This is a genomic window from Citrobacter sp. C6_1, assembly GCF_014596835.2.
Taxonomy (GTDB): Bacteria; Pseudomonadota; Gammaproteobacteria; order Enterobacterales; family Enterobacteriaceae; genus Citrobacter; species Citrobacter pasteurii.
This window is the reverse complement of sequence record NZ_CP115031.1, coordinates 4,132,545-4,157,588: the sequence shown is the minus strand read 5'-3', so window position 1 is coordinate 4,157,588 and position 25,044 is coordinate 4,132,545. Positions and strand designations below refer to the sequence as shown.

Below are 25,044 nucleotides of genomic sequence, written 5' to 3'. Positions count from 1 at the left end.
CAGCAAGAGAGTGAATCCCCAGGAGCTTACTCAAGTAAGTGACAGGGGGGAACGAACGTCGCTAACGTAGAGGCAACCTGAAGGATGAAGCGTATTAAGTACAAATAAGCATATAAGGAAAAGAGAGAATGGCTAAGGGGCAATCTTTACAAGATCCGTTCCTGAACGCACTGCGTCGGGAACGTGTTCCAGTTTCTATTTATTTGGTGAATGGTATTAAGCTGCAAGGTCAAATCGAGTCTTTTGATCAGTTCGTGATCCTGTTGAAAAACACGGTCAGCCAGATGGTTTATAAGCACGCGATTTCTACGGTTGTCCCGTCTCGCCCGGTTTCTCATCACAGTAACAATGCCACCGGCGGCACTGGCAGCAACTACCATCACGGTAGCAACGCGCAAGGTTCATCTGCGCAACAGGACAGCGAAGAAACCGAATAAGGTTGTCAGCTGTTTTACACACGGGGAGCCAGCGATCCTGCGTTCCCCGTTGATACATATTAAGGGGTTGACGCTTGTTTGACCGTTATGATGCCGGTGAGCAGGCGGTACTGGTACACATCTATTTTTCGCAAGACAAAGATATGGAAGACCTCCAGGAGTTTGAATCTCTGGTTTCTTCCGCCGGTGTCGAAGCAATGCAGGTGATTACCGGGAGCCGTAAAGCACCGCACCCGAAGTATTTTGTTGGTGAAGGTAAGGCAATCGAAATTGCCGAAGCCGTAAAAGCGACTGGCGCTGCGGTGGTGATTTTTGATCATGCTCTAAGCCCCGCCCAGGAACGTAACCTGGAACAGTTGTGCCAGTGTCTTGTTATCGACAGGACTGGTCTTATTTTAGATATTTTCGCCCAGCGTGCGCGCACCCATGAGGGTAAGTTGCAGGTTGAGCTGGCGCAGTTGCGCCATATGGCTACACGCCTGGTCCGTGGCTGGACTCACCTTGAAAGGCAAAAAGGCGGGATTGGTTTGCGTGGTCCGGGTGAAACCCAGCTCGAAACCGACCGTCGTTTGCTGCGTAATCGCATTTTGCAAATACAGTCGCGCCTGGAAAAAGTTGAAAAGCAACGTGAGCAGGGGCGGCAGTCGCGCAAGAAAGCGGATGTCCCAACCGTATCACTGGTGGGGTATACCAACGCCGGAAAATCCACCCTGTTCAACCAGATAACCGAAGCCCAGGTCTACGCAGCGGATCAACTGTTCGCGACCCTGGATCCGACGCTTCGTCGAATAGACGTTGCGGATGTCGGTGAAACCGTGCTGGCGGATACCGTAGGGTTTATCCGTCATTTGCCGCACGACCTGGTGGCGGCGTTTAAGGCCACTTTGCAGGAGACTCGTCAGGCGACCTTGCTGTTGCACGTTATTGATGCGGCAGATTTTCGTGTGCAGGAAAACATTGAGGCCGTCGACACGGTACTCGAAGAGATCGATGCGCATGAGATCCCGACTCTGCTGGTGATGAATAAGATCGATATGCTGGATGATTTTGAGCCGCGTATCGACAGAGATGAAGAGAATAAACCGATTCGCGTTTGGGTTTCAGCGCAAACGGGAATAGGTATACCACAGCTTTTTCAGGCTTTGACTGAGCGACTTTCCGGTGAGGTGGCGCAACATACGTTGCGTTTGCCGCCGCAGGAAGGGCGACTGAGAAGCCGGTTTTACCAACTTCAGGCAATAGAGAAAGAGTGGATGGAGGAAGACGGTAGCGTAGGTCTGCAAGTACGTATGCCGATCGTAGACTGGCGTCGCCTCTGTAAACAAGAACCGGCACTGGAAGACTATGTTGTCTGACCTGACGGATATGGCCTGAAGATTTTTTCGCCTCTATTCCTCGTGGATTTTATGCGGCAGAAAGGCGGCAAGTCCTGGAATCTCCAGGCGCATAGTCAACTATGTGACTGGGGTTGAAAGACGTAGCCAACGCATCTGCAGCGCAAAAAACGCAGGTATAGCATCGCATAACAAATATGGAGCACAAAAATGGCGTGGAATCAGCCCGGTAATAACGGACAAGACCGCGACCCCTGGGGAAGCAGCAAACCTGGCGGCAACCCTGAGGGAAATGGAAACAAAGGTGGTCGCGAACAGGGACCTCCCGATCTGGATGATATCTTCCGCAAACTGAGTAAAAAGCTCGGTGGTCTGGGTGGCGGTAAAGGCACGGGTTCTGGCGGCGGTAGTTCATCGCAAGGCCCGCGTCCGCAACTGGGCGGCCGAGTCTTTACTATCGCAGCGGCAGCTATCGTCATTATCTGGGCGGCCAGCGGTTTCTACACCATTAAAGAAGCGGAACGTGGCGTGGTGACACGCTTCGGTAAATTCAGCCATCTGGTTGAGCCGGGTCTGAACTGGAAACCGACCTTTATCGACGAGGTGACTCCGGTCAACGTTGAAGCCGTGCGTGAACTTGCCGCATCCGGCGTGATGTTGACATCAGATGAAAACGTCGTGCGCGTTGAAATGAACGTGCAGTACCGCGTGACCGATCCGCAGCGTTACCTGTTTAGCGTAACCAGCGCGGATGACAGTCTGCGTCAGGCAACCGACAGCGCCCTGCGTGGGGTTATCGGTAAATACACTATGGACCGTATCCTGACCGAAGGGCGTACCGTTATTCGTAGCGATACCCAGCGTGAACTGGAAGAAACCATTCGTCCGTACAACATGGGTATCACCCTGCTGGACGTCAACTTCCAGGCAGCACGTCCGCCGGAAGAGGTAAAAGCGGCGTTTGATGATGCTATCGCAGCGCGTGAAAACGAGCAGCAGTACATCCGTGAAGCAGAAGCGTACACCAACGAAGTGCAGCCACGTGCAAACGGTCAGGCGCAGCGTATTCTGGAAGAAGCGCGTGCGTATAAGACCCAGACCATCCTGGAAGCTCAGGGTGAAGTGGCTCGTTTCGCAAAAATTCTGCCGGAATATAAAGCCGCACCGCAAATTACTCGCGAGCGTCTGTATATCGAAACCATGGAAAAAGTGCTGAGCCATACCCGTAAAGTCCTGGTTAACGATAAGGGCAGTAATCTGATGGTTCTGCCGTTGGATCAGATGCTGAAAGGCGGTAATGCGCCAGCAGCTAAGACTGACAGCAGTTCAAATCTGCTGCGTCTGCCACCGGCAACGTCTTCCGGCACTGGAGCAAGCAACACCTCGTCCACCAGTCAGGGCGATATTATGGACCAACGCCGCGCGAATGCGCAGCGTAACGACTACCAGCGTCAGGGGGAATAACGATGCGTAAGTCAGTTATTGCGATTATCATCATCGTTCTGGTAGTTCTGTTCATGTCTGTCTTTGTGGTCAAAGAAGGCGAACGCGGTATTACTCTGCGCTTTGGTAAAGTTCTGCGTGACGATGACAACAAGCCGCTGGTCGTTGCACCAGGCCTGCACTTCAAGATTCCGTTTATTGAATCCGTGAAGATGCTGGATGCGCGTATTCAGACCATGGATAACCAGGCCGATCGCTTTGTTACCAAAGAGAAGAAAGACCTGATCGTTGACTCCTACATCAAGTGGCGCATCAGTGACTTTAGCCGCTACTACCTGGCAACGGGCGGTGGCGATGTTTCTCAGGCAGAAGTCCTGCTGAAACGTAAGTTCTCTGACCGTCTGCGTTCTGAAATTGGTCGTCTGGACGTGAAAGACATCGTTACCGATTCCCGCGGTCGTCTGACCCTGGAAGTTCGTGACGCGCTGAACTCCGGTTCTGCCGGCACGGAAGATGAAGTCGCGACGCCGGCGGCGGACAGCGCGATTGCCGAAGCGGCTGAACGTGTGCAGGCTGAAACGAACGGTAAAGTCCCGGTCATCAACCCGAACAGTATGGCGGCACTGGGTATCGAAGTGGTCGATGTGCGTATCAAGCAAATCAACCTGCCAGCTGAAGTATCCGAAGCTATTTACAACCGTATGCGCGCTGAGCGTGAAGCGGTAGCGCGTCGCCATCGTTCACAGGGTCAGGAAGAAGCGGAAAAACTGCGTGCAACGGCGGACTATGAAGTCACCAAAACGCTGGCAGAATCTGAGCGCCAGGGCCGCATTATGCGCGGCGAAGGTGATGCAGAAGCCGCTAAATTGTTTGCCGACGCGTTCAGTCAGGATCCTGACTTCTACGCCTTCATCCGTAGCCTGCGCGCTTACGAGAAGAGCTTCGAAGGAAACCAGGATGTCATGGTCATGAGCCCGGACAGCGATTTCTTCCGTTACATGAAGACGCCGAATAGCGCAACACGCTAAAATAGCTCCAGCGGTTTTAGACCAGCAAAACCACCGGCATCCCCAGGGATGCGGTGGTTTTCTTTTTAGATAAGGACGGCAGATGAACTCAACAATTTTGCTGGCGCTCGCGCTGGTTTTGGTGCTGGAAGGCTTGGGTCCTATGCTGTATCCCCGCGCCTGGAAGAAAATGATCTCGGCGATGGCACAACTTCCTGAAAATATTTTGCGTCGTTTTGGTGGGGGTCTTGTGGTCGCGGGCGTGGTCGTCTACTACATGTTGAGGAAAACGATTGGCTGATCAATAAGTAGACTAATTTGCGGATTTTTGGATGCAAAAAGTGCTGTATATCTGAAAAAGCGGTGGTAGAATCCATTTTTAAGCAAACGGTGATTTTGAAAAATGGGTAACAACGTCGTCGTACTGGGCACCCAATGGGGTGACGAAGGTAAAGGGAAGATCGTCGATCTTCTGACTGAACGGGCTAAATATGTTGTGCGCTACCAGGGCGGTCACAACGCAGGCCATACTCTCGTAATCAACGGTGAAAAAACCGTCCTCCATCTTATTCCATCAGGTATTCTTCGCGAGAATGTAACCAGCATCATCGGTAACGGTGTTGTGCTGTCTCCGTCCGCGCTGATGAAAGAGATGAAAGGGCTGGAAGATCGTGGTATCCCGGTTCGTGAGCGCCTGCTGCTGTCTGAAGCGTGTCCGCTGATCCTTGATTATCATGTGGCGTTGGATAACGCTCGTGAGAAAGCGCGTGGCGAGAAAGCGATCGGTACTACCGGTCGTGGTATCGGTCCGGCTTATGAAGACAAAGTGGCACGTCGCGGTCTGCGCGTTGGCGATCTGTTTGATAAAGCAACCTTCGCTGAAAAACTGAAAGAAGTGATGGAATATCACAACTTCCAGCTGGTGAATTTCTATAAAGTTGAAGCAGTTGACTACCAGAAAGTGCTGGATGACGTGATGGCGATTGCCGACATCCTGACGTCTATGGTTGTTGATGTTTCCGATCTGCTGGACCAGGCGCGTAAGCGTGGCGATTTCGTCATGTTTGAAGGTGCGCAGGGTACGCTGCTGGATATCGACCACGGTACCTATCCGTACGTAACGTCTTCCAACACCACTGCAGGTGGCGTGGCGACCGGCTCCGGCCTGGGCCCGCGTTATGTGGACTATGTTCTGGGTATCATCAAAGCTTACTCCACCCGTGTCGGCGCGGGTCCGTTCCCGACTGAGCTGTTTGATGACGTTGGCGAGTTCCTGTGCAAACAAGGTAACGAGTATGGCGCGACCACCGGTCGTCGTCGTCGCACCGGTTGGCTGGATTCCGTTGCTGTGCGTCGCGCAGTACAGATTAACTCCCTGTCTGGCTTCTGCCTGACCAAACTGGACGTACTGGACGGTTTGAAAGAGGTTAAAATCTGTGTTGCTTACCGTATGCCGGATGGCCGTGAAGTCACGACGACTCCGCTGGCAGCAGACGACTGGAAAGGTATTGAGCCGATTTACGAAACCATGCCGGGCTGGTCTGAATCCACCTTCGGCGTGAAGGAACGTAGCGGTCTGCCGCAGGCAGCACTGAACTACATCAAGCGTATTGAAGAACTGACCGGTGTGCCAATTGATATTATCTCAACTGGTCCAGACCGTACTGAAACCATGATCCTGCGCGACCCGTTCGACGCATAATTCTGGTTATAGCGTGGCGTCGAATGGCGCTGCGCTTGCACTATCTTAGGCCGGATGGAGCGCTTTGCAGCAGAATCCGGCTTAAAATCACATAAGTTCCTCGCTTTTTTCCTTCCTGAATTGAAATAAATTAGCGACCTGGCTGGTGGCTGGTTTATCATCAATATAATTAATACCACCAGGTTTATCCGTTTTATCCCTTTTCCTGAGGTTGATGTGCAGTTAACAAGTTTCACCGATTACGGATTACGTGCGCTAATCTACATGGCGTCACTTCCCGAAGGACGTATGACCAGTATTTCTGAGGTGACAGAAGTCTACGGCGTGTCCCGTAATCATATGGTCAAAATAATCAATCAACTTAGCCGGGCGGGCTTTGTTACTGCTATTCGTGGAAAAAATGGCGGTATCCGCCTGGGCAAACCGGCTAAGGCTATTGGTATTGGTGATGTGGTTCGCGAGCTGGAACCTCTATCGTTGGTCAATTGTAGCAGCGAGTTTTGCCACATTACCCCAGCCTGTCGACTCAAACAGGCGCTTTCTAAAGCAGTGCAAAGTTTTCTCACGGAACTGGACAACTACACACTTGCTGATTTGGTTGAAGAAAATCAACCGCTTTATAAATTATTGCTGGTGGAGTAATGAAGTCCAAAGTAATTCGCGTCGCATCGCGGCGGCAACTGAGCGACTCCTCAGGAGCTTACAAAAGTAAGTGACTAAGGGGAGCAAAGGCAGCCAACAAAAAGGCGTCGTGAAAGACGAAGGAATTCCATCAGAGCTGACAATGGAGGAACCTCGATGTCACAAGATCCTTTCCAGGAACGCGAAGCAGAAAAATACGCGAATCCTATCCCGAGCCGGGAATTTATCCTCGAACATTTAACTAAACGTGAAAAACCGGCCAACCGCGATGAGCTGGCCGCTGAACTCAACATTGAAGGTGAAGAGCAGCAAGAAGCGCTGCGTCGCCGCCTGCGCGCCATGGAGCGTGACGGACAACTGGTCTTCACCCGCCGTCAGTGCTATGCGCTGCCGGAACGTCTTGACCTGCTGAAAGGTACCGTTATTGGCCACCGTGATGGCTACGGCTTTCTGCGCGTTGAAGGTCGCAAAGATGACCTGTATCTGTCCAGCGAGCAAATGAAAACCTGCATTCATGGCGATCAGGTGCTGGCACAACCGCTGGGCGCGGACCGTAAAGGTCGTCGCGAGGCGCGTATTGTGCGCGTACTGGTGCCAAAAACCAGCCAGATTGTCGGTCGCTACTTCACCGACGCTGGCGTTGGGTTTGTTGTCCCTGACGATAGCCGTCTGAGCTTCGATATCCTGATCCCGCCGGAAGAGGTGATGGGGGCTCGTATGGGCTTTGTGGTGGTGGTTGAACTGACCCAGCGCCCGACCCGCCGTACCAAAGCTGTGGGTAAAATTGTTGAAGTGTTGGGCGATAATATGGGTACCAGCATGGCCGTTGATATGGCTCTGCGTACTCATGAAATTCCCTATATCTGGCCGCAGGCAGTAGAGAAACAGGTCGCCGGCCTGAAAGAAGAAGTACCGGAAGAAGCGAAAGTCGGGCGTGTTGATTTGCGCGATTTGCCGCTGGTTACTATCGATGGTGAAGATGCGCGTGATTTCGATGATGCCGTCTATTGCGAGAAGAAACGTGGCGGCGGCTGGCGTTTATGGGTGGCGATTGCTGACGTAAGCTATTACGTTCGCCCACCGACCCCGCTGGACCAGGAAGCCCGCAGCCGTGGCACATCCGTCTACTTCCCGTCGCAGGTTGTTCCGATGCTGCCGGAAGTGCTGTCTAACGGATTGTGTTCGCTCAACCCGCAGGTGGACAGGTTGTGTATGGTCTGCGAAATGACCATTTCGTCGAAAGGCCGTTTAACCGGCTTTAAATTCTACGAAGCGGTCATGAGTTCCCATGCTCGTCTGACTTACACCAAGGTCTGGCACATGCTGCAGGGCGACCAGGAACTGCGTGAGCAGTACGCGCCGTTGGTGAAACATATTGAAGAGCTGCATAACCTCTACAAAGTGCTGGATAAAGCGCGTGAAGAGCGTGGCGGTATCTCGTTTGAAAGTGAAGAGGCGAAGTTTATCTTCAATGCTGAACGCCGTATTGAGCGTATTGAGCAGACGCAGCGTAACGACGCGCACAAACTGATTGAAGAATGCATGATCATGGCGAACATCTCAGCGGCGCGATTCGTTGAGAAAGCCAAGGAACCTGCGCTGTTCCGTATTCACGATAAGCCAACGACCGAAGCGATTAACTCTTTCCGCTCGGTACTGGCTGAGCTGGGGCTGGAGCTGCCGGGTGGCAACAAACCGGAGCCACGTGATTACGCGGAACTGCTGGAGTCGATTGCTGACCGACCTGACGCAGAAATGCTGCAAACCATGCTGCTGCGTTCGATGAAGCAGGCGATTTACGATCCGGAAAACCGTGGTCACTTTGGTCTGGCGCTGCAATCTTATGCGCACTTTACCTCGCCGATTCGTCGTTACCCGGACCTCTCGTTGCACCGTGCAATCAAATATCTGCTGGCGCAGGAGCAGGGTCATAAAGGTAACACCACGGAAACGGGTGGCTACCATTATTCGATGGAAGAGATGCTGCAACTGGGCCAGCACTGTTCAATGGCCGAGCGCCGTGCAGACGAAGCCACGCGGGATGTTTCTGACTGGCTGAAGTGTGACTTTATGCTGGATCAGGTCGGTAATGTCTTTAAGGGCGTGATTGCCAGCGTGACGGGTTTTGGCTTCTTTGTTCGTCTTGATGAGCTGTTTATCGACGGTCTGGTGCATGTCTCCTCGCTGGATAACGACTACTATCGTTTTGACCAGGTAGGTCAGCGCCTGACGGGTGAATCCAGCGGTCAAATGTATCGCCTGGGCGATCGGGTGGAAGTTCGCGTGGAAGCGGTCAATATGGACGAGCGCAAAATCGACTTTAGTCTGATTTCCAGCGAACGTGCGCCGCGCAATGAAGGTAAAACCGCGCGCGAAAAAGCGAAAAAGGGCGATGCGGGTAAAAACACCGGTAAACGCCGTCAGATGGGCAAAAAGGTGAATTTCGAGCCGGACAGCGCTTTCCGCGGCGAGAAGAAAGGCAGAGCCAAACCTCAGACAGATAAGAAAGCGGCTGAGAAGAAAGGCGATAAAAAAGCGAAAAAGCCATCGGCAAAAACGCTTAAAATCGCTGCCGCCACCAAAGCTAAACGCGCGGCGAAAAAGAAAGTCACGGAATAAGCCATAAACCGTAAGCCGGGTGGTCAGCGTGCCGCCCGGCGTTACACCTAAACTATTAACGAGTACATTCATGAGTGAAATGATTTACGGCATCCATGCGGTGCAGGCTCTGTTGGAGCGTGCGCCTGAGCGCTTTCAGGACGTCTTTATTCTCAAAGGTCGTGAAGATAAACGTCTGCTGCCGCTGATCCATGCACTGGAAGCACAGGGTGTTGTCATCCAGTTAGCTAACCGCCAGTTCCTGGATGAGAAAAGTGAGGGTGCGGTTCATCAGGGGATTATTGCGCGAGTGAAGCCGGGTCGTCAGTATCAGGAAAACGATCTTCCGGATCTGATTGCTACGCTCGATCAGCCGTTCTTTTTGATCCTCGATGGCGTTACCGATCCGCATAACCTGGGCGCATGCCTGCGTAGTGCAGACGCTGCCGGTGTGCATGCGGTTATCGTGCCGAAAGATCGTTCTGCACAATTGAATGCGACGGCGAAAAAAGTCGCCTGTGGCGCGGCAGAAAGCGTACCGCTGATCCGCGTGACCAACCTGGCGCGCACCATGCGTATGTTGCAGGAAGAGAACATCTGGATCGTTGGTACCGCAGGCGAAGCTGACCATACGTTGTATCAGAGCAAAATGACCGGACGTCTGGCGCTGGTAATGGGCGCAGAGGGCGAAGGTATGCGCCGCCTGACCCGTGAACACTGTGACGAACTCATCAGCATCCCGATGGCCGGGAGCGTTTCGTCGCTGAACGTCTCTGTCGCGACGGGAATTTGCCTGTTTGAAGCTGTTCGTCAGCGCGGGTAATTGATTCCCCCTTCTCTTAAGCCATCCTTCGGGATGGCTTTTTTGTGACCTTTATCCCAGGCACCCTCTTCTCTGACTGGCCATACTTAAGGCGACGGCCATTGACGGAGGGAGACACAATGCACTGGCAAACGCATACCGTTTTTAACCAACCTGTACCGCTCAATAACAGCAACTTATACCTGTCCGATGGCGCACTGTGTGAAGCCGTTACTCGCGAAGGCGCGGGCTGGGACAGCGATCTTCTCGCCAGTATTGGCCAGCAATTAGGGGCCGCGGAATCGCTTGAGCTGGGTCGCCTGGCTAATGCCTTTCCCCCCGAATTATTGCGTTACGATCCGCAGGGGCAGCGACTGGATGATGTGCGGTTTCATCCCGCCTGGCATTTGCTGATGCAGGGATTGTGCGCCAACCGCGTGCATAACCTGGCCTGGGAAGAAGAGGCCAGGCAGGGCACGTTTGTTGCCCGGGCGGCACGTTTTATGCTGCATGCGCAGGTGGAGGCGGGCACGTTGTGCCCGATAACCATGACCTTTGCCGCCACGCCGCTGTTACTGCAGATGCTACCTTCACAATTTCATGACTGGTTTACCCCTCTGCGCAGCGATCGCTATGACTCACATTTACTGCCTGGTGGACAAAAGCGTGGTGTGCTGATTGGTATGGGGATGACGGAGAAGCAAGGTGGCTCAGATGTGTTGAGCAATACCACTCAGGCTGAGCGTCTTGCAGATGGCTCATATCGCCTGGTGGGACATAAATGGTTTTTCTCCGTGCCGCAAAGCGATGCCCATTTGGTGCTGGCGCAGACAAAGGGGGGATTATCCTGCTTTTTTGTACCGCGATTTTTACCTGATGGTCGGCGCAACGCCATCCGCCTTGAACGTCTGAAAGATAAGCTCGGTAATCGTTCTAATGCCAGTTGTGAGGTCGAGTTTCAGGATGCCATTGGCTGGTTGCTGGGCGAGGAAGGGGAAGGTATTCGCCACATCCTGAAAATGGGGGGTATGACGCGTTTCGACTGTGCAATTGGTAGCCACAGCATGATGCGACGTGCCTTTTCCGTGGCGATTTACCATGCGCACCAGCGACAGGTTTTTGGCAAGGCATTGATTGAACAGCCGATGATGCGTCAGGTATTAAGTCGAATGGCGCTCCAGCTGGAAGGTCAGACGGCGTTATTGTTCCGACTGGCGCGGGCCTGGGACCGTCGTGCTGATGCCAAAGAAGCGCTGTGGGCCAGGTTGTTCACGCCAGCAGCGAAATTCTCCGTTTGTAAGGCCGGTATGCCGTTTGTTGCAGAGGCGATGGAAGTGCTGGGTGGGGTGGGATATTGCGAAGAAAGTGAGTTGCCTCGTTTGTACCGTGAAATGCCGGTGAACAGTATCTGGGAGGGTTCCGGTAACATTATGTGCCTTGATGTATTGCGGGTACTGACAAAACAACCCGGCATCTACGATATGCTCAGCGAAGCCTTTGCGGAGGTAAAGGGGCAAGATCGGCATTACGATCGGATGGTACGTCAGCTACAGCAGCGTTTACGTAAACCCAGCGAGGAGTTGGGGCGGGAGATTACGCAGCAACTGTTCCTGCTCGGCTGCGGGGCGCAGATGTTACGCTATGCCTCTCCGCCAGTGGCGCAGGCCTGGTGTCAAATGATGCTCGATACGCGGGGTGGACTACGATTGTCTGAACCGGTGCAGAGTGATTTGTTGCTGCGGGCGACGGGAGGAATACGGTAATACCATGCCAGATGGCGATGCCGTCGCGTCGTATCCTGCCTACGTTCAATACAGGCAGGATACGTTTACGCCATCCGGCAATCTGTTATGCATAAAGTATGGCCTGTACGCGCCAGTTATCGGGCTGCTGTTCTTCATACATCTGAATAATCCGGTACCATGAGGCACCTTGTTCATCCGCTTTTAACGCCACAACGCGTTCTACGTCCTGCGGGTTTCCTGTAATGTTACTGACCGATATCAGGCCAATTTCGTTCAGGCCTGTTACGCAGTCAGCACTGGCGAATTCGGCAGACTGCGCCGTTGTACCTACCAGTCCGGCAGAAAGCAGCAGTGAGGATAAGGCAAGTGATTGTTTCATCGTCAGCTCCATTATTCGTACCCCTACACATGGCAGGGCATTCCATCGCGATAATAAACCTCAAGCTCCCTGCTGTTGGTTTATTGTGCACAGGTAAACGCATAGGGGCGCAAAGCAATGTAAAGCTGACTAAATGTCAAGCCAATGTTATTTACGATACAAAATAGCTTGTGAATACCATTGGCCTGTCACGATGGTCTCATCAACTAATAAGACAACGTAATAATCAGCTTTAGCCGCGACGGCTTTGGCACGGATCTCTGCCAGCGCATCATCTGGAGAGCCTCTTACCAGCGCATTGACTGTCCCTATTCGCTGCAACCCGTTGCTCTGGTCACGGCGGATCTCTTGCGGGTGGTCGGCTACGGGCGGTGCAGGTTGTGGTGTACCCTGTAGCACGCTACAGGCGCTTAAAAACGTCACCAGCAACAAAGAGGCAAACCGACGCATAACTCTATCTCGTTTCCTGATAGCCATAGTGTAGTGCCTTATTAAATTCCCTTTAGGGGAATGTTCCCGAATTGTTATCTCTCACGCGATTTTCGAATGAAAATGTTGCGAAAGCGTAACCCAGTTCTCAACATTATGAATCATTGCCGAACACATTCGCTTGCGTTAAGTATTGCGGGATGGCATACCAGAAAGAAAGAGGCGACAAATGATCGAAATTGAAACACGACAGTTGGCGGGTATCCCTGTCCTGCACGCCGTTCCGGCTGGCAAACGCGAATGTTCACTCCCTTGTATTATCTTCTATCACGGGTTTACTTCTTCAAGCGTGGTCTACAGCTATTTTGCCGTTGCTCTGGCTCAGGCCGGATTTCGCGTCGTCATGCCAGATGCGCCCGACCATGGTGCCCGCTTTGACGGTAATGCTCAGGAGCGAATGTTCCGCTTCTGGCAGATTTTGCAGCAAAACATGCAGGAGTTTACGACGTTACGTGCGGCGCTGGTGGCAGAAAATTGGCTATCAGATGAACGTCTTGCCGTCGGCGGTGCCTCAATGGGGGCAATGACGACTCTGGGCATTATGGCACGCCATCCTGACGTAAAATGTGCAGCGAGCCTGATGGGGTCGGGTTATTTTACCCGGCTGGCGCAGACGCTTTTTCCCCCTGTAGTGGTTCATACGCCAGAACAGCAGGCGGAGTTCGATGCCGTTATTGCACCACTCGCCGAATGGGACGTTACGCATCAACTGCAATGCCTGGCCGACAGGCCGTTGCTGCTGTGGCATGGTCAGGATGACGATGTGGTTCCGGCTGTGGAAACTTTTCGTTTGCAGCAGGCATTAATTCAGGCAGGTCTGGATAACCATCTGACCTGCCTGTGGGAAGCGGGCGTACGCCATCGCATCACGCCAGAAGCGCTGGCTGCGACGGTAACGTTTTTCCGCCAGCACCTTTAAACGCGCATAATGCTTACGCCCTGAGCCTCAAGCTGTTGCAGAATCTCAGGGTTCGCGTTTTTACCGGTAATCAGCATATCGATTTGATCGGCGCGGCTGAACAGCATCCCCGCGCGTTCACCGACCTTACTGCTATCGACCAGCACCACCAGTTTGCCTACTACATTAAGCATCTTCTGCTCGGCCATCGCGGTCAGCATATCGGTTTTATACAGCCCGTCCGCAGTCAATCCTTTACCGCTGGTAAACATCCAGTGTCCGGCATACAGGCTATTTTCACTGCCTTGCGGGCTAAGCGTGATGGATTGGCTTTTGTTGTATTGCCCACCCATGATGATCACGCTGTCATGCTCCTGGTCGATCAGAAAATTCGCCAGCGGCAGGTAGTTGGTGATGATCTGCACCGGCTTGCCGCACATTTCTCGACCCAGCAGGAACGCTGTTGATCCGCAGTTGATCACCACGCTTTCACCTGCATTCACTAACTGGGATGCCGCTTTGGCAATACGGACTTTTTCATCGTGGTTCTGCGCCTGGTGCAGATTCATTGGCGTCCAGCGCGGACGCTGCTGGGTAATGGCTTCTGCGCCGTTGCGGACTTTCTTGAGTTTGCCGCTTTCGTCGAGTTTGTTGATGTCCCTACGTGCCGTTGCGGGTGAAATTCCCAGACGCTCAATCACGTTCTCAACGGTAACAAAGCCCAACTGCGCCAGCATATCCAGCAATATTTGATGTCTTTGTGCTTCAGTCATGAGCTATTCCGATACAAATTGATTTGAAAAGATGATATTTGAAATAGCCTGGAAATACTAAAGTAAAAGGGAAAAAATGCCGGTATTACCCGGCATTTTGAGTTGATCACAGAAAGGATTTAAACGGTAAATCCGGTTCAATGGTGAAGCAGTCATCAAAGCCGCGCGGATAGTGATATTCAAAGTTATCTTTGTCCAGCGGCCAGGTGAACTTGCCGCCTACCTGCCAGATGAATGGCTTAAAACCATACTTCAGCCGATCTTTTTTCATCTCCCACAGGACGCGGATCTCCTGAGGGTCGGCCTGAAAATTTGACCAGATATCATGATGGAAAGGGATCACTACTTTTGTATTCAGCGCTTCCGCCATACGCAGCATGTCGGCGCTGGTCATTTTGTCCGTAATCCCACGCGGATTCTCACCGTAGGAGCCGAGCGCGACGTCGATCTGATGCTCGTTGCCATGTTTTGCGTAGTAGTTGGAGTAGTGGGAGTCACCGCTGTGGTACAGCGTGCCGCCCGGAGTCTTGAACAGATAGTTGACTGCGCGTACATCCATGCCATCTGGCAGCACGCCAGCGGCTTTCTGATCGGCGGGCAGGGTGATTAACGCAGTACGATCGAACGCGTCAAGCGCATGAATTTCAATATCTTTTATTTTAACAACATCACCCGGTTTTACCACGATACAGCGTTCTTTTGGCACACCCCAACCGATCCACAGATCCACGCAGGTTTGTGGTCCGATAAACGGCACGTCGTCGGCGCAGTTCTGCATGACGGCTGCCGCAACATTCACATCGATGTGATCGTTATGATCGTGCGTCGCCAGTACCGCATCGATCTGTCGAATGGCAAACGGATCAAGAACAAACGGCGTGGTGCGCAGGTTCGGCTGCAGTTTTTTCACCCCAGCCATACGTTGCATTTGGTGGCCGGTTTTCATCAGCGGGTTACCGTGACTCTGTTTACCCGTGCCGCACCAGAAATCGACGCAGACGTTAGTCCCGCCCTCCGACTTCAGCCAAATTCCGGTACAACCCAGCCACCACATAGCGAAAGTGCCAGGTGCGACCTGTTCCTGTTCGATCTCTTCATTCAGCCAGCTTCCCCACTCCGGGAATGTACTCAGGATCCATGATTCACGCGTGATGCTTTTCACTTTACTCATCGCATTTACCTTCATGTTTGTTCAAATTGAATCAATGTGTGATTTGTTTTGATTAATTCTGACATTATTTTTTCATATTAGCAATGGGGGATTTTTGAGCTTTGTGCGGATGACAGAAAAGGCAATGTAATGATTTTAGGTGGTGTTACGCTATATTTCTTTTTGTAATTTATTGATTTAATTGATATTAAATGTTGTTCATAGCATTGGATAATTACCCACTCTTCAAATGTGGTAATTATTTGCGTACTTCATCACATTTAATCAAATTTAATCTTGTTGTGATTACTTTTGAAAATTACAGTGAGTGCACAACATCCTGGCGTGTGGAAAGCCCGGCAACTTCGTCTACTGGAGATCGTTATGGAGATCCTCTACAACATCTTTACCGTCTTTTTTAATCAGGTTATGACCAACGCCCCGCTGTTGCTGGGTATTGTGACCTGTCTTGGCTATATCCTGTTGCGTAAAAGTGTCAGCGTTATCATTAAAGGCACGATCAAAACGATTATCGGTTTTATGCTGCTGCAGGCGGGGTCTGGCATTCTCACCAGCACGTTTAAACCGGTAGTGGCGAAGATGTCCGAGGTTTACGGTATCAACGGTGCGATTTCCGATACCTATGCCTCCATGATGGCAACCATCGAACGTATGGGGGATGCCTATAGCTGGGTAGGGTACGCGGTACTGTTGGCGCTGGCGCTGAACATTTGCTACGTACTGCTACGGCGGATTACCGGTATTCGCACCATCATGCTGACCGGGCACATCATGTTCCAGCAGGCGGGCCTGATCGCCGTCTCTTTCTACATCTTTGGCTATTCCATGTGGACGACCATCATCTGCACTGCGGTGCTGGTGTCGCTCTACTGGGGCATTACCTCCAACATGATGTACAAGCCGACCCAGGAAGTGACCGACGGTTGTGGTTTTTCCATCGGTCACCAGCAGCAGTTCGCCTCGTGGATTGCCTACAAAGTCGCGCCTTACTTGGGTAAGAAAGAGGAGAGCGTGGAAGATCTCAAGCTGCCAGGCTGGCTGAATATCTTCCATGACAACATCGTTTCAACCGCGATTGTGATGACCATTTTCTTCGGCGCTATTCTGCTCTCTTTTGGTATTGATGTCGTTCAGGCGATGGCAGGTAAAACCCACTGGACGGTCTATATCCTGCAGACTGGTTTTTCGTTCGCCGTCGCTATTTTCATCATCACCCAGGGCGTACGTATGTTCGTTGCTGAACTTTCAGAAGCGTTCAACGGTATCTCTCAACGTCTGATTCCGGGCGCGGTACTGGCTATCGACTGCGCGGCGATTTATAGCTTTGCTCCTAACGCAGTGGTCTGGGGCTTTATGTGGGGCACCATCGGCCAACTGATTGCGGTGGGCATCCTTGTGGGCTGCGGCTCCTCCATCCTGATTATCCCAGGCTTTATCCCGATGTTCTTCTCGAACGCCACTATCGGCGTATTTGCTAACCACTTTGGCGGCTGGCGCGCGGCGCTCAAGATTTGCCTGGTGATGGGGATGATCGAAATCTTTGGCTGCGTCTGGGCGGTGAAGCTTACCGGTATGAGCGCCTGGATGGGCATGGCGGACTGGTCAATTCTGGCGCCGCCGATGATGCAGGGTTTCGCCTCCATCGGCATCGTGTTTATGGCCGTCATTATTCTGATTGCACTGGCTTATATGTTTTTCGCAGGACGCACGTTGCGCGCTGAGGAAGACGCAGAAAAACAACTGGCAGAACACTCTGCTTAATAAGGAGTTCCGATTATGACCGTACGTATTCTGGCTGTATGTGGCAATGGGCAGGGCAGTTCCATGATCATGAAAATGAAGGTGGATCAGTTTTTAACCCAGTCAAATATCGACCATACGGTAAACAGCTGTGCCGTGGGTGAATACAAAAGTGAACTGAGCGGCGCAGATATCATCATCGCCTCTACCCATATTGCCGGCGAGATTACCGTATCTGGCAATAAATATGTTGTCGGCGTACGCAACATGCTGTCTCCCGCCGATTTTGGACCAAAACTGCTGGAAGTGATCAAAGCGCATTTCCCACAGGATGTGAAGTAAGGACGCGCCATGAAATTACGTGATTCGCTGGCAAACAATAATTCCATCCTTTTACAGGCTGACGCCAGCACCTGGCAGGAAGCGGTAAAGCTTGGCGTGGATCTGCTGGTTAAGGCTGATGTGGTCGAGCCACGCTACTACCAGGCCATCCTCGACGGAGTAGAACAGTTTGGCCCGTACTTTGTGATTGCGCCTGGCCTTGCTATGCCGCATGGACGTCCGGAGGAAGGGGTCAAGAAAACCGGTTTTGCGCTGGTAACGCTGAAAACACCGCTGGTGTTTAACCACGAAGATAACGACCCGGTCGATATCCTGATAACGATGGCGGCAGTTGATGCCAACACGCATCAGGAAGTCGGCATCATGCAGATCGTGAATCTGTTTGACGACGAAGCCAATTTTGACCGTTTACGTGCCTGCCGCACCGCGCAGGAAGTGCTGGATTTAATTGATAACGCCACTGCGGCGGCTGTTTAAAGGAACAATAAAATGTCATTACCTATGTTGCAGGTTGCGCTGGATAACCAATCAATGGCTTCTGCGTATGAAACGACGCGGCTGATTGCCGAAGAGGTGGATATTATTGAGGTCGGCACCATCCTTTGTGTTGCTGAAGGTGTGCGTGCTGTTCGCGATCTGAAGGCGCTCTATCCACATAAAATAGTGCTGGCGGACGCCAAAATTGCCGACGCGGGTAAAATCCTCTCCCGCATGTGTTTCGAAGCTAACGCTGACTGGATTACTGTCATCTGCTGTGCTGATATCAACACCACTAAGGGTGCGCTGGAGGTGGCGAAAGAATTTAACGGTGACGTACAGATTGAACTGACCGGCTACTGGACCTGGGAGCAGGCGCAGGAGTGGCGTGACGCAGGTATTGGGCAAGTTGTCTATCACCGCAGTCGTGATGCGCAGGCGGCAGGTGTGGCGTGGGGAGAGGCAGATATCAGCGCGATCAAGCGTCTGGCTGATATGGGCTTTAAAGTTACCGTTACCGGCGGTCTGGCGCTGGAGGATTTGCCGCTGTTCAAAGGGATCCCGATTCACGTCTTTATCGCTGGTCGCAGCATTCGCGACGCCGCTTCTCCGGTTGAGGCCGCACGTCAGTTCAAACGTTCCATCGCCCAGTTGTGGGGATAAGGAGCGGCTATGCTGTCGAAACAGGTTCCGCTCGGTATTTATGAAAAAGCACTCCCCGGCGGGGAGTGCTGGCTGGAACGCTTGCAACTGGCGAAGGAACTGGGCTTTGACTTTGTCGAAATGTCGGTTGATGAAACCGACACGCGCTTGTCGCGGCTTGACTGGAGTCGCGAGCAGCGACTGGCACTGGTGGCGGCTATCGCCGAAACCGGTGTGCGTGTCCCCTCTATGTGCCTGAGCGCCCACCGTCGTTTCCCGTTGGGTAGCGAAGATGATGCTGTTCGTGCCCTGGGGCTCGAGATTATGCGTAAAGCCATCCAGTTTGCGCAGGATATCGGTATTCGCGTTATTCAACTGGCGGGTTACGACGTCTATTACCAGCAGGCTAATAACGAAACGCGTCGTCGGTTTCGCGATGGGCTAAAAGAGAGCGTGGAGATGGCGAGCCGTGCGCAGGTGACGCTGGCGATGGAAATCATGGATTATCCGCTGATGAATTCGATCAGCAAGGCGCTGGGTTACGCCCACTATCTCAACAATCCGTGGTTCCAGCTGTATCCCGATATTGGCAATTTGTCGGCATGGGATAACGACGTGCAGATGGAGCTGCAGGCTGGGGTGGGTCATATCGTCGCGGTACACGTGAAGGATACCAAACCTGGCGTATTCAAAAATGTGCCGTTTGGTGAAGGGGTCGTTGATTTCGAACGTTGTTTTGCGACGCTCAAGCAGAGTGGGTATTGCGGACCATATCTGATTGAAATGTGGAGTGAAACGGCGGACGACCCGGCGTGTGAAGTCGCGAAAGCGCGCGATTGGGTGAAAGCGCGTATGGCCAGCGCAGGACTGGTGGAGGCGGTGTAATGCAAAAACTTAAACAGCAGGTTTTTGAGGCCAACATGGATCTGCCGCGCTACGGGCTGGTGACATTTACCTGGGGCAACGTCAGCGCCATCGATCGTGAACGTGCGCTGGTAGTGATCAAGCCCAGTGGTATCGCCTACGAGCACATGACCGTTGATGATATGGTCGTGGTCGATATGTCAGGAAAAGTGATAGAAGGCGGCTTTCGTCCTTCTTCCGATACCGCCACCCACCTGGCGCTCTACCAGCGTTATCCGTCGCTGGGCGGAGTCGTGCATACGCACTCTACTCATGCCACGGCCTGGGCGCAGGCAGGGCTGGCGATCCCAGCGCTCGGCACGACGCATGCGGACTACTTCTTTGGCGATATTCCCTGTACCCGGGCTTTAACTGAAGCTGAAGTTCAGGATGAGTATGAGCTGAATACCGGCAGGGTGATTGTTGAAACGCTGGGGGAGGTCGAACCTTTACATACGCCTGGCGTAGTCGTGTACCAGCATGGCCCCTTTGCCTGGGGTAAAGATGCTCACGATGCGGTACACAACGCGGTGGTGATGGAAGAGGTGGCAAAAATGGCATGGATCGCGCGTGGCATTAATCCGGCTCTCAGCGCTATTGACGGTTATCTGATGAATAAGCACTTCATGCGTAAGCACGGCCCAAATGCCTATTACGGCCAGAAGTAACGGCTAAGCCCTGGAGCCAAATCATTCAGGGGATGTTATCGATCTGGCTTCGGGGCTTTTTTGCAAAAAAAGCCCCCGATAAGGGGGCAAATCAAACTGTGGCAATGTTCTCGTTGGTTGTTTCTGGTGCTAGCGATAAATATCTGCACTGGCGTGCATATTTCCGTTACTACCGGGTTCCCTGGTGAGGATCACGTGATAGTAGGTTGCGCCTTGCGCATCGGTCTCTTCATTCAGGGCCTGAGTGGCTTCACTTTCAGTGGCGAAGTTATGATTTATGTAAATAACGCCTAAGCTCTGCACATCATCCATATTCCTGGCCTGATGATTGTCAATTTTGATGGCTGCCGTTGCATTTGCACTGAGCAAAAGTACAGCCAGAAGGGTCAAAACACGGGCTCGCATAGGTACCTCCTCGACTGCGGTCTCTGGTTAGCTCTCTCCTGTGAGTGATTAGCTTCTGATGTAATTTTAACCGCTCCCGGCGCAGTCGATAGCGACCATTTCTGATGCAGTTGTTCAAAAAATTACCGCAAAGCCATCTTTTCTTTAATTAACAATCAGCTGATACCTTCCGCTGCGGTTAAAAATACCTGCCTTACGCGCATAAGCTCTTACCAAATCGTCAATTTAATCGGGTGAGTACGCCGTTTATAGTGAGCCGAATAATTAATATAACTTTATGATAATAAGGCAAAAACTTATGGATACTTCATTCATGGATTTCAGCTACTTTGTGATTATGTTTATGGTCGCGCTGGTGGCAGGCTTTATTAATGTGGTGTCGGGCGGCGGTGGTTTTCTCTCTATTGGCGCTCTCTTAATTTCTGGTTTACCCCCTGCCAATGCGCTGGCAACCAATAAAATTCAGGCGTTGGGCAGCTCGCTGACCTCCGGAATTTACTTTTTACGCCGGGGACATATTAATGTGCAGGAACACAAATATGTCTTTTTATCTGCCTTTATCGGTTCTGCGCTGGGCACGACGCTTATCCAGTTTATTGAACCGGACGTGTTGAAGAAACTGCTGCCGATCCTGATAATCGCGGTAGCCATCTACTTTATTTCTGCGCCTAATCTTAGCGAACCGAAAAGAAAGCAGCAGATATCCCTGTTTCTCTTCTCGTTGATCTGCGGGGGAGGTATTGGGTTTTATGATGGTTTTCTCGGTGCCGGGGCCGGCTCCTTTTATACGCTCTGCTACATCCTGCTGTGGGGATACAGCATCGATAAGGCGCAAATTCACTCGAATTTTATCAACCTGGCGTCGAACATTGCCTCGATTCTGTTCTTCATTTTCGGCGGTAAAATGATCTGGTCGCTGGGGCTGGTGATGTTTGCCGGTCAGTCCCTTGGCGCACGTCTTGGCGCGACGGTGGTACTGACGCGCGGCAAGAAAGTTATCCGGCCGATGATTGTCGTTGTCTCCATTTGCATCAGCGTCAAAATGCTGCTGGATATGCATTAATGGCGGCACGATAAATAATCGTACAAGCACCTTGAGTTTAGCGGCTGACCCCAGTATTATGACGCGTCATTTTTCAGCCGACCTTTAACACGTTCCTTGCCTCCATGGGCCTCGGCTGACCCAGACAGGAGGCTGAATAATCCGTAAGGAGCAATTCGATGCGTCATTACGAAATCGTTTTTATGGTCCATCCTGACCAGAGCGAACAGGTTCCGGGTATGATCGAACGCTACACTGCTGCCATCACTGGTGCAGAAGGCACGATCCACCGTCTGGAAGACTGGGGCCGCCGTCAGCTGGCTTACCCGATCAACAAACTGCACAAAGCTCACTACGTTCTGATGAACGTTGAAGCGCCGCAGGAAGTGATCGATGAGCTGGAAACTACCTTCCGCTTCAACGATGCCGTTATCCGCAGCATGGTTATGCGTACTAAACACGCTGTTACCGAAGCATCTCCGATGGTTAAAGCGAAAGACGAGCGTCGTGAACGTCGCGATGATTTCGCTAACGAAACCGCAGATGATGCTGAAGCTGGGGATTCTGAAGAGTAATTTCTGATGACCAACCGTCTGGCGCTGTCCGGCACCGTGTGCAGGGCTCCCCTTCGAAAGGTCAGTCCATCAGGAATTCCTCATTGCCAGTTCGTGCTTGAGCATCGTTCTGTGCAGGAGGAAGCCGGGTTTCACCGGCAGGCATGGTGCCAAATGCCCGTTATTATTAGCGGACACGAAAACCAGGCCATTACTCACAGTATAACGGTCGGTAGCGCAGTGACCGTTCAGGGGTTCATCTCTTGCCACAAGGCAAAGAACGGCCTGAGCAAAATGGTTCTGCATGCCGAGCAGATTGAATTGATAGATTCTGGAGACTAGCCATATGGCACGTTATTTCCGTCGTCGCAAGTTCTGCCGTTTCACCGCGGAAGGCGTTCAAGAGATCGACTATAAAGATATCGCTACGCTGAAAAACTACATCACCGAAAGCGGTAAGATTGTCCCAAGCCGTATCACCGGTACCCGTGCAAAATACCAGCGTCAGCTGGCTCGCGCTATCAAACGCGCTCGCTACCTGTCCCTGCTGCCGTACACTGATCGTCATCAGTAATCGGTCACGGTCCATTAATACGACTTTGAGAGGATAAGGTAATGCAAGTTATTCTGCTTGATAAAGTAGCAAACCTGGGTAGCCTGGGTGATCAGGTTAACGTTAAAGCGGGCTATGCTCGTAACTTCCTGGTACCACAGGGTAAAGCTGTTCCTGCTACCAAGAAAAACGTTGAATTTTTCGAAGCGCGTCGCGCTGAACTGGAAGCCAAACTGGCTGACGTTCTGGCCGCTGCTGAAGCTCGTGCTGAGAAAATCAATGCACTGGAAACCGTTACCATCGCGTCTAAAGCAGGCGACGAAGGTAAACTGTTCGGTTCCATCGGTACTCGCGACATCGCTGACGCTGTAACTGCAGCTGGCGTTGAAGTTGCTAAGAGCGAAGTTCGTCTGCCGAACGGCGTTCTGCGTACCACTGGCGAGCACGAAGTGAGCTTCCAGGTTCACAGCGAAGTGTTTGCTAAGCTGACTGTAAACGTAGTTGCAGAATAAGTTTTTATTCTGATGACCGCGTAAAAGCGCCGGCCCTGTGCCGGCGTTTTGCTTTTCTACCCTTCTGTTTTTCGCTCTGGCTATTCTTTGTCCTTTTCGGGATAATCATAAAAATAAAACATTATTTCAAAGTGGTGATGGAATGGAACCAACGCACCAACCTCTTTTCGCGCGTAAAAATGTTGTCTACCTGGGCGCAGCCTTCTGTTGCCTGTTGTGGGGGAGTGCTTATCCAGCGATAAAAAGCGGATATGAGATCTTCCAGATTGCCACGGATGACATTCCGTCAAAAATTGTCTTTGCCGGCTATCGCTTCCTGTTTGCGGGATTATTGCTGTTGCTGCTGGCGATGGTGCAACGTAAACCGATTGGCAGGTTAAGCCCGCGCCAGTTTGGCCAGCTTACGCTGCTTGGGCTGACGCAAACCTCGCTACAATACATTTTCTTTTATATCGGTCTGGCATTCACGACGGGTGTAAAGGGGTCAATCATGAACGCTACCGGTACATTCTTTAGCGTGCTGTTGGCCCATTTTATCTATCAAAACGACAAACTAAGCTACAACAAAGCGCTGGGCTGTATCCTGGGATTTACCGGGGTAATGGTGGTGAACTTTAGCAGCGGGATGGATTTTAGCTTCAGCTTGTTAGGGGACGGTTCAGTGGTGATGGCCGCCTTTATCCTTTCTGCCGCCACGTTATACGGTAAACGCATTTCTCAGACGGTAGACCCGACGGTAATGACGGGGTATCAACTGGGCGGTGGGGGTCTGGCGCTGGTTATCGGCGGCTACGCTTTTGGTGGTACGCTGACCGTACACGGCGCGTCTTCGGTGGCGATTCTGGGTTACCTGACGTTGCTTTCATCGGTGGCCTTCGCTTTGTGGAGCATTTTGCTCAAGTACAACCGCGTGGGCATGATCGCGCCGTTTAACTTCCTGATCCCGGTTTCAGGGGCGGTGCTGTCGTCAATTTTCCTCGGTGAGAACATTCTCGAATGGAAATATGCGCTGGCGCTGGTACTGGTCTGTTCGGGGATTTGGTGGGTGAATAAGGTGAAGCACTAACGCTTCACCTTGATGCCTGATGGCGCCGCTTAACGTGCGCGAATAAAGCTGCCGTTGGGCTGGCGGGTAAACAGGACCTGCTGGCCATTACTGGTATCGATGGTTAACCCAGTCACCACGCCATTGGCATTCTGCCTGATCTGCACCATCTGACCGTCTTTCAGGTTGCTCAGCGGTTTTCCTGCGCCTTCAACCTGCGCCATTGCATACACATCGGTTGGCGGGAGGTTATGGTCACGGAAGACCTGGGCCAGCGTTTTGCCCGAGTCTACGCGATAAGAGCGCCACTGTTGTTCAATTCCGCTATTTTGTTGGAAAGGTTGCGTCTGTGGCTGAGATTGCTGAGCCTGCGGCTGCGCGTCTGGTTCTCCTTCCTGGATCGGTTCCGGTGCAACGGGAGCCACCTGGCCGGGATCGTTTTGCGGTGCGACCAACTGTGCCTGAAGCTGCGCTTCAGTTGGCGGCTGGGACTGCGACTGCAAATCCAGCGGTGCATTACGCGTGACCACCGGGGCATCAGTGGTGTCACTGGAAGGAAGCAGGAAACCTAGCACCAGCACGATAGCAGCAATAATAATGCCGCGTCGGTGCATAGGCGGTAGCGGGTCCATAATGCGAAAATTGTCCGGTGCATGCCAGATTTTCGCCAGGGTTGGTTTTAATTCAAAGCGCCCGGGCATGGCTTTCCTCCTGCTCCGCGTCTCGTTCCTCTGTCATAGA

29 protein-coding genes are annotated in these 25,044 nt (G+C 52.3%); 23 read left to right on the top strand and 6 right to left on the bottom strand.

Annotation, left to right across the window (positions count from 1 at the left end):
* Positions 1-128: 128 nt before the first annotated feature.
* The 10 genes from hfq to IB196_RS19900 all read left to right on the top strand — a co-directional run bounded on the left by hfq (position 129) and on the right by IB196_RS19900 (position 11,728).
* Complete coding sequence (hfq, locus tag IB196_RS19945) at positions 129-437, top strand: RNA chaperone Hfq (protein ID WP_003025584.1); 309 nt, start codon at positions 129-131, stop codon at positions 435-437.
* A 74-nt stretch (positions 438-511) separates the two neighbouring features.
* Positions 512-1,792: a ribosome rescue GTPase HflX gene (gene hflX / locus IB196_RS19940; protein ID WP_003830495.1), complete on the top strand. Its 1,281-nt coding sequence runs from the start codon at positions 512-514 to the stop codon at positions 1,790-1,792.
* 189 nt (positions 1,793-1,981) lie between these two features.
* Complete coding sequence (gene hflK, locus IB196_RS19935; RefSeq protein WP_005122168.1) at positions 1,982-3,235, top strand: FtsH protease activity modulator HflK; 1,254 nt, start codon at positions 1,982-1,984, stop codon at positions 3,233-3,235.
* Between the two features lie 2 nt (positions 3,236-3,237).
* Positions 3,238-4,242 (top strand): protease modulator HflC, encoded by a 1,005-nt coding sequence (gene hflC / locus IB196_RS19930; RefSeq protein WP_005122169.1) that lies wholly within the window; start codon positions 3,238-3,240, stop codon positions 4,240-4,242.
* 82 nt (positions 4,243-4,324) lie between these two features.
* Positions 4,325-4,522, top strand: coding sequence for a DUF2065 family protein (locus IB196_RS19925; RefSeq protein WP_005122170.1), 198 nt, complete (start codon positions 4,325-4,327; stop codon positions 4,520-4,522).
* Between the two features lie 102 nt (positions 4,523-4,624).
* Entirely contained in the window at positions 4,625-5,923 is a 1,299-nt protein-coding gene (gene purA, locus IB196_RS19920; RefSeq protein WP_005134423.1) for an adenylosuccinate synthase, read from the top strand.
* Between the two features lie 216 nt (positions 5,924-6,139).
* On the top strand, positions 6,140-6,565 hold the full coding sequence (gene nsrR, locus IB196_RS19915; RefSeq protein ID WP_005134424.1) for a nitric oxide-sensing transcriptional repressor NsrR: 426 nt from the start codon (positions 6,140-6,142) through the stop codon (positions 6,563-6,565).
* A gap of 156 nt (positions 6,566-6,721) precedes the next feature.
* Complete coding sequence (gene rnr / locus IB196_RS19910; protein ID WP_040232960.1) at positions 6,722-9,184, top strand: ribonuclease R; 2,463 nt, start codon at positions 6,722-6,724, stop codon at positions 9,182-9,184.
* A 70-nt stretch (positions 9,185-9,254) separates the two neighbouring features.
* Positions 9,255-9,986, top strand: a complete 732-nt coding sequence (rlmB, locus tag IB196_RS19905) for a 23S rRNA (guanosine(2251)-2'-O)-methyltransferase RlmB (RefSeq protein WP_003830482.1) — start codon at positions 9,255-9,257, stop codon at positions 9,984-9,986.
* Positions 9,987-10,105: 119 nt separating this feature from the next.
* The gene (locus IB196_RS19900) at positions 10,106-11,728 is read left to right on the top strand and encodes an isovaleryl-CoA dehydrogenase (RefSeq protein WP_149691082.1); all 1,623 of its coding nucleotides are present in this window, start codon (positions 10,106-10,108) and stop codon (positions 11,726-11,728) included.
* Positions 11,729-11,813: 85 nt separating this feature from the next.
* Here the strand turns inward: IB196_RS19900 and yjfN are convergent, their stop codons facing one another.
* Together yjfN and bsmA are read right to left on the bottom strand one after the other, a co-directional pair.
* Entirely contained in the window at positions 11,814-12,089 is a 276-nt protein-coding gene (gene yjfN, locus IB196_RS19895; RefSeq protein WP_182291323.1) for a DUF1471 family protease activator YjfN, read from the bottom strand.
* Positions 12,090-12,236: 147 nt separating this feature from the next.
* The gene (gene bsmA / locus IB196_RS19890) at positions 12,237-12,566 is read right to left on the bottom strand and encodes a biofilm peroxide resistance protein BsmA (protein WP_040232967.1); all 330 of its coding nucleotides are present in this window, start codon (positions 12,564-12,566) and stop codon (positions 12,237-12,239) included.
* 181 nt (positions 12,567-12,747) lie between these two features.
* Between bsmA and yjfP the strand changes: the two genes are divergently transcribed.
* Positions 12,748-13,497, top strand: coding sequence for an esterase (gene yjfP / locus IB196_RS19885; RefSeq protein WP_005134430.1), 750 nt, complete (start codon positions 12,748-12,750; stop codon positions 13,495-13,497).
* Here yjfP and ulaR read toward each other — a convergent pair.
* Both ulaR and ulaG read right to left on the bottom strand, forming a co-directional pair.
* Complete coding sequence (gene ulaR / locus IB196_RS19880; protein WP_005134431.1) at positions 13,494-14,249, bottom strand: HTH-type transcriptional regulator UlaR; 756 nt, start codon at positions 14,247-14,249, stop codon at positions 13,494-13,496. The genes yjfP and ulaR overlap by 4 nt on opposite strands.
* A 106-nt stretch (positions 14,250-14,355) precedes the next feature.
* A complete protein-coding gene (ulaG, locus tag IB196_RS19875; RefSeq protein ID WP_149691083.1) occupies positions 14,356-15,420 on the bottom strand; it encodes an L-ascorbate 6-phosphate lactonase in 1,065 nt (354 codons plus the stop codon).
* 363 nt (positions 15,421-15,783) lie between these two features.
* Between ulaG and ulaA the strand changes: the two genes are divergently transcribed.
* From ulaA to IB196_RS19845, 6 genes are read left to right on the top strand one after another with little or no spacing between them, the layout of a single operon-like run.
* A complete protein-coding gene (gene ulaA, locus IB196_RS19870; protein WP_040232971.1) occupies positions 15,784-17,181 on the top strand; it encodes a PTS ascorbate transporter subunit IIC in 1,398 nt (465 codons plus the stop codon).
* 15 nt (positions 17,182-17,196) lie between these two features.
* Complete coding sequence (gene ulaB / locus IB196_RS19865) at positions 17,197-17,502, top strand: PTS ascorbate transporter subunit IIB (RefSeq protein ID WP_003025655.1); 306 nt, start codon at positions 17,197-17,199, stop codon at positions 17,500-17,502.
* 9 nt (positions 17,503-17,511) lie between these two features.
* The gene (gene ulaC / locus IB196_RS19860) at positions 17,512-17,979 is read left to right on the top strand and encodes a PTS ascorbate transporter subunit IIA (protein ID WP_005134435.1); all 468 of its coding nucleotides are present in this window, start codon (positions 17,512-17,514) and stop codon (positions 17,977-17,979) included.
* 12 nt (positions 17,980-17,991) lie between these two features.
* Positions 17,992-18,642: a 3-keto-L-gulonate-6-phosphate decarboxylase UlaD gene (gene ulaD, locus IB196_RS19855; protein WP_005134436.1), complete on the top strand. Its 651-nt coding sequence runs from the start codon at positions 17,992-17,994 to the stop codon at positions 18,640-18,642.
* 9 nt (positions 18,643-18,651) lie between these two features.
* A complete protein-coding gene (locus tag IB196_RS19850; protein WP_005134437.1) occupies positions 18,652-19,506 on the top strand; it encodes an L-ribulose-5-phosphate 3-epimerase in 855 nt (284 codons plus the stop codon).
* Entirely contained in the window at positions 19,506-20,192 is a 687-nt protein-coding gene (locus IB196_RS19845) for an L-ribulose-5-phosphate 4-epimerase (RefSeq protein ID WP_005134438.1), read from the top strand. The genes IB196_RS19850 and IB196_RS19845 overlap by 1 nt, the downstream gene beginning before the upstream one ends.
* 129 nt (positions 20,193-20,321) lie before the next feature.
* Here the strand turns inward: IB196_RS19845 and yjfY are convergent, their stop codons facing one another.
* Complete coding sequence (gene yjfY / locus IB196_RS19840; protein WP_003025668.1) at positions 20,322-20,597, bottom strand: DUF1471 family protein YjfY; 276 nt, start codon at positions 20,595-20,597, stop codon at positions 20,322-20,324.
* A gap of 298 nt (positions 20,598-20,895) precedes the next feature.
* Here yjfY and IB196_RS19835 point away from each other — a divergent pair, with 298 nt between their 5' ends.
* The 6 genes from IB196_RS19835 (at position 20,896) to IB196_RS19810 (ending at position 24,324) form a co-directional block, all read left to right on the top strand.
* Positions 20,896-21,660 carry a TSUP family transporter gene (locus tag IB196_RS19835; protein WP_005134439.1) on the top strand — a complete coding sequence of 255 codons (765 nt, stop codon included), beginning with the start codon at positions 20,896-20,898 and terminating at the stop codon, positions 21,658-21,660.
* A 158-nt stretch (positions 21,661-21,818) separates the two neighbouring features.
* A complete protein-coding gene (rpsF, locus tag IB196_RS19830) occupies positions 21,819-22,214 on the top strand; it encodes a 30S ribosomal protein S6 (RefSeq protein ID WP_003025672.1) in 396 nt (131 codons plus the stop codon).
* A 6-nt stretch (positions 22,215-22,220) separates the two neighbouring features.
* The gene (gene priB / locus IB196_RS19825) at positions 22,221-22,535 is read left to right on the top strand and encodes a primosomal replication protein N (RefSeq protein ID WP_003025674.1); all 315 of its coding nucleotides are present in this window, start codon (positions 22,221-22,223) and stop codon (positions 22,533-22,535) included.
* Positions 22,536-22,539: 4 nt separating this feature from the next.
* A complete protein-coding gene (rpsR, locus tag IB196_RS19820; protein WP_000135199.1) occupies positions 22,540-22,767 on the top strand; it encodes a 30S ribosomal protein S18 in 228 nt (75 codons plus the stop codon).
* A gap of 41 nt (positions 22,768-22,808) precedes the next feature.
* Positions 22,809-23,258, top strand: coding sequence for a 50S ribosomal protein L9 (gene rplI, locus IB196_RS19815; protein WP_005134442.1), 450 nt, complete (start codon positions 22,809-22,811; stop codon positions 23,256-23,258).
* A 142-nt stretch (positions 23,259-23,400) separates the two neighbouring features.
* Positions 23,401-24,324 (top strand): DMT family transporter, encoded by a 924-nt coding sequence (locus IB196_RS19810; protein WP_005134443.1) that lies wholly within the window; start codon positions 23,401-23,403, stop codon positions 24,322-24,324.
* A gap of 29 nt (positions 24,325-24,353) precedes the next feature.
* Here the strand turns inward: IB196_RS19810 and IB196_RS19805 are convergent, their stop codons facing one another.
* A complete protein-coding gene (locus IB196_RS19805; RefSeq protein ID WP_040232975.1) occupies positions 24,354-25,004 on the bottom strand; it encodes an OapA family protein in 651 nt (216 codons plus the stop codon).
* Positions 25,005-25,044: the final 40 nt, after the last annotated feature.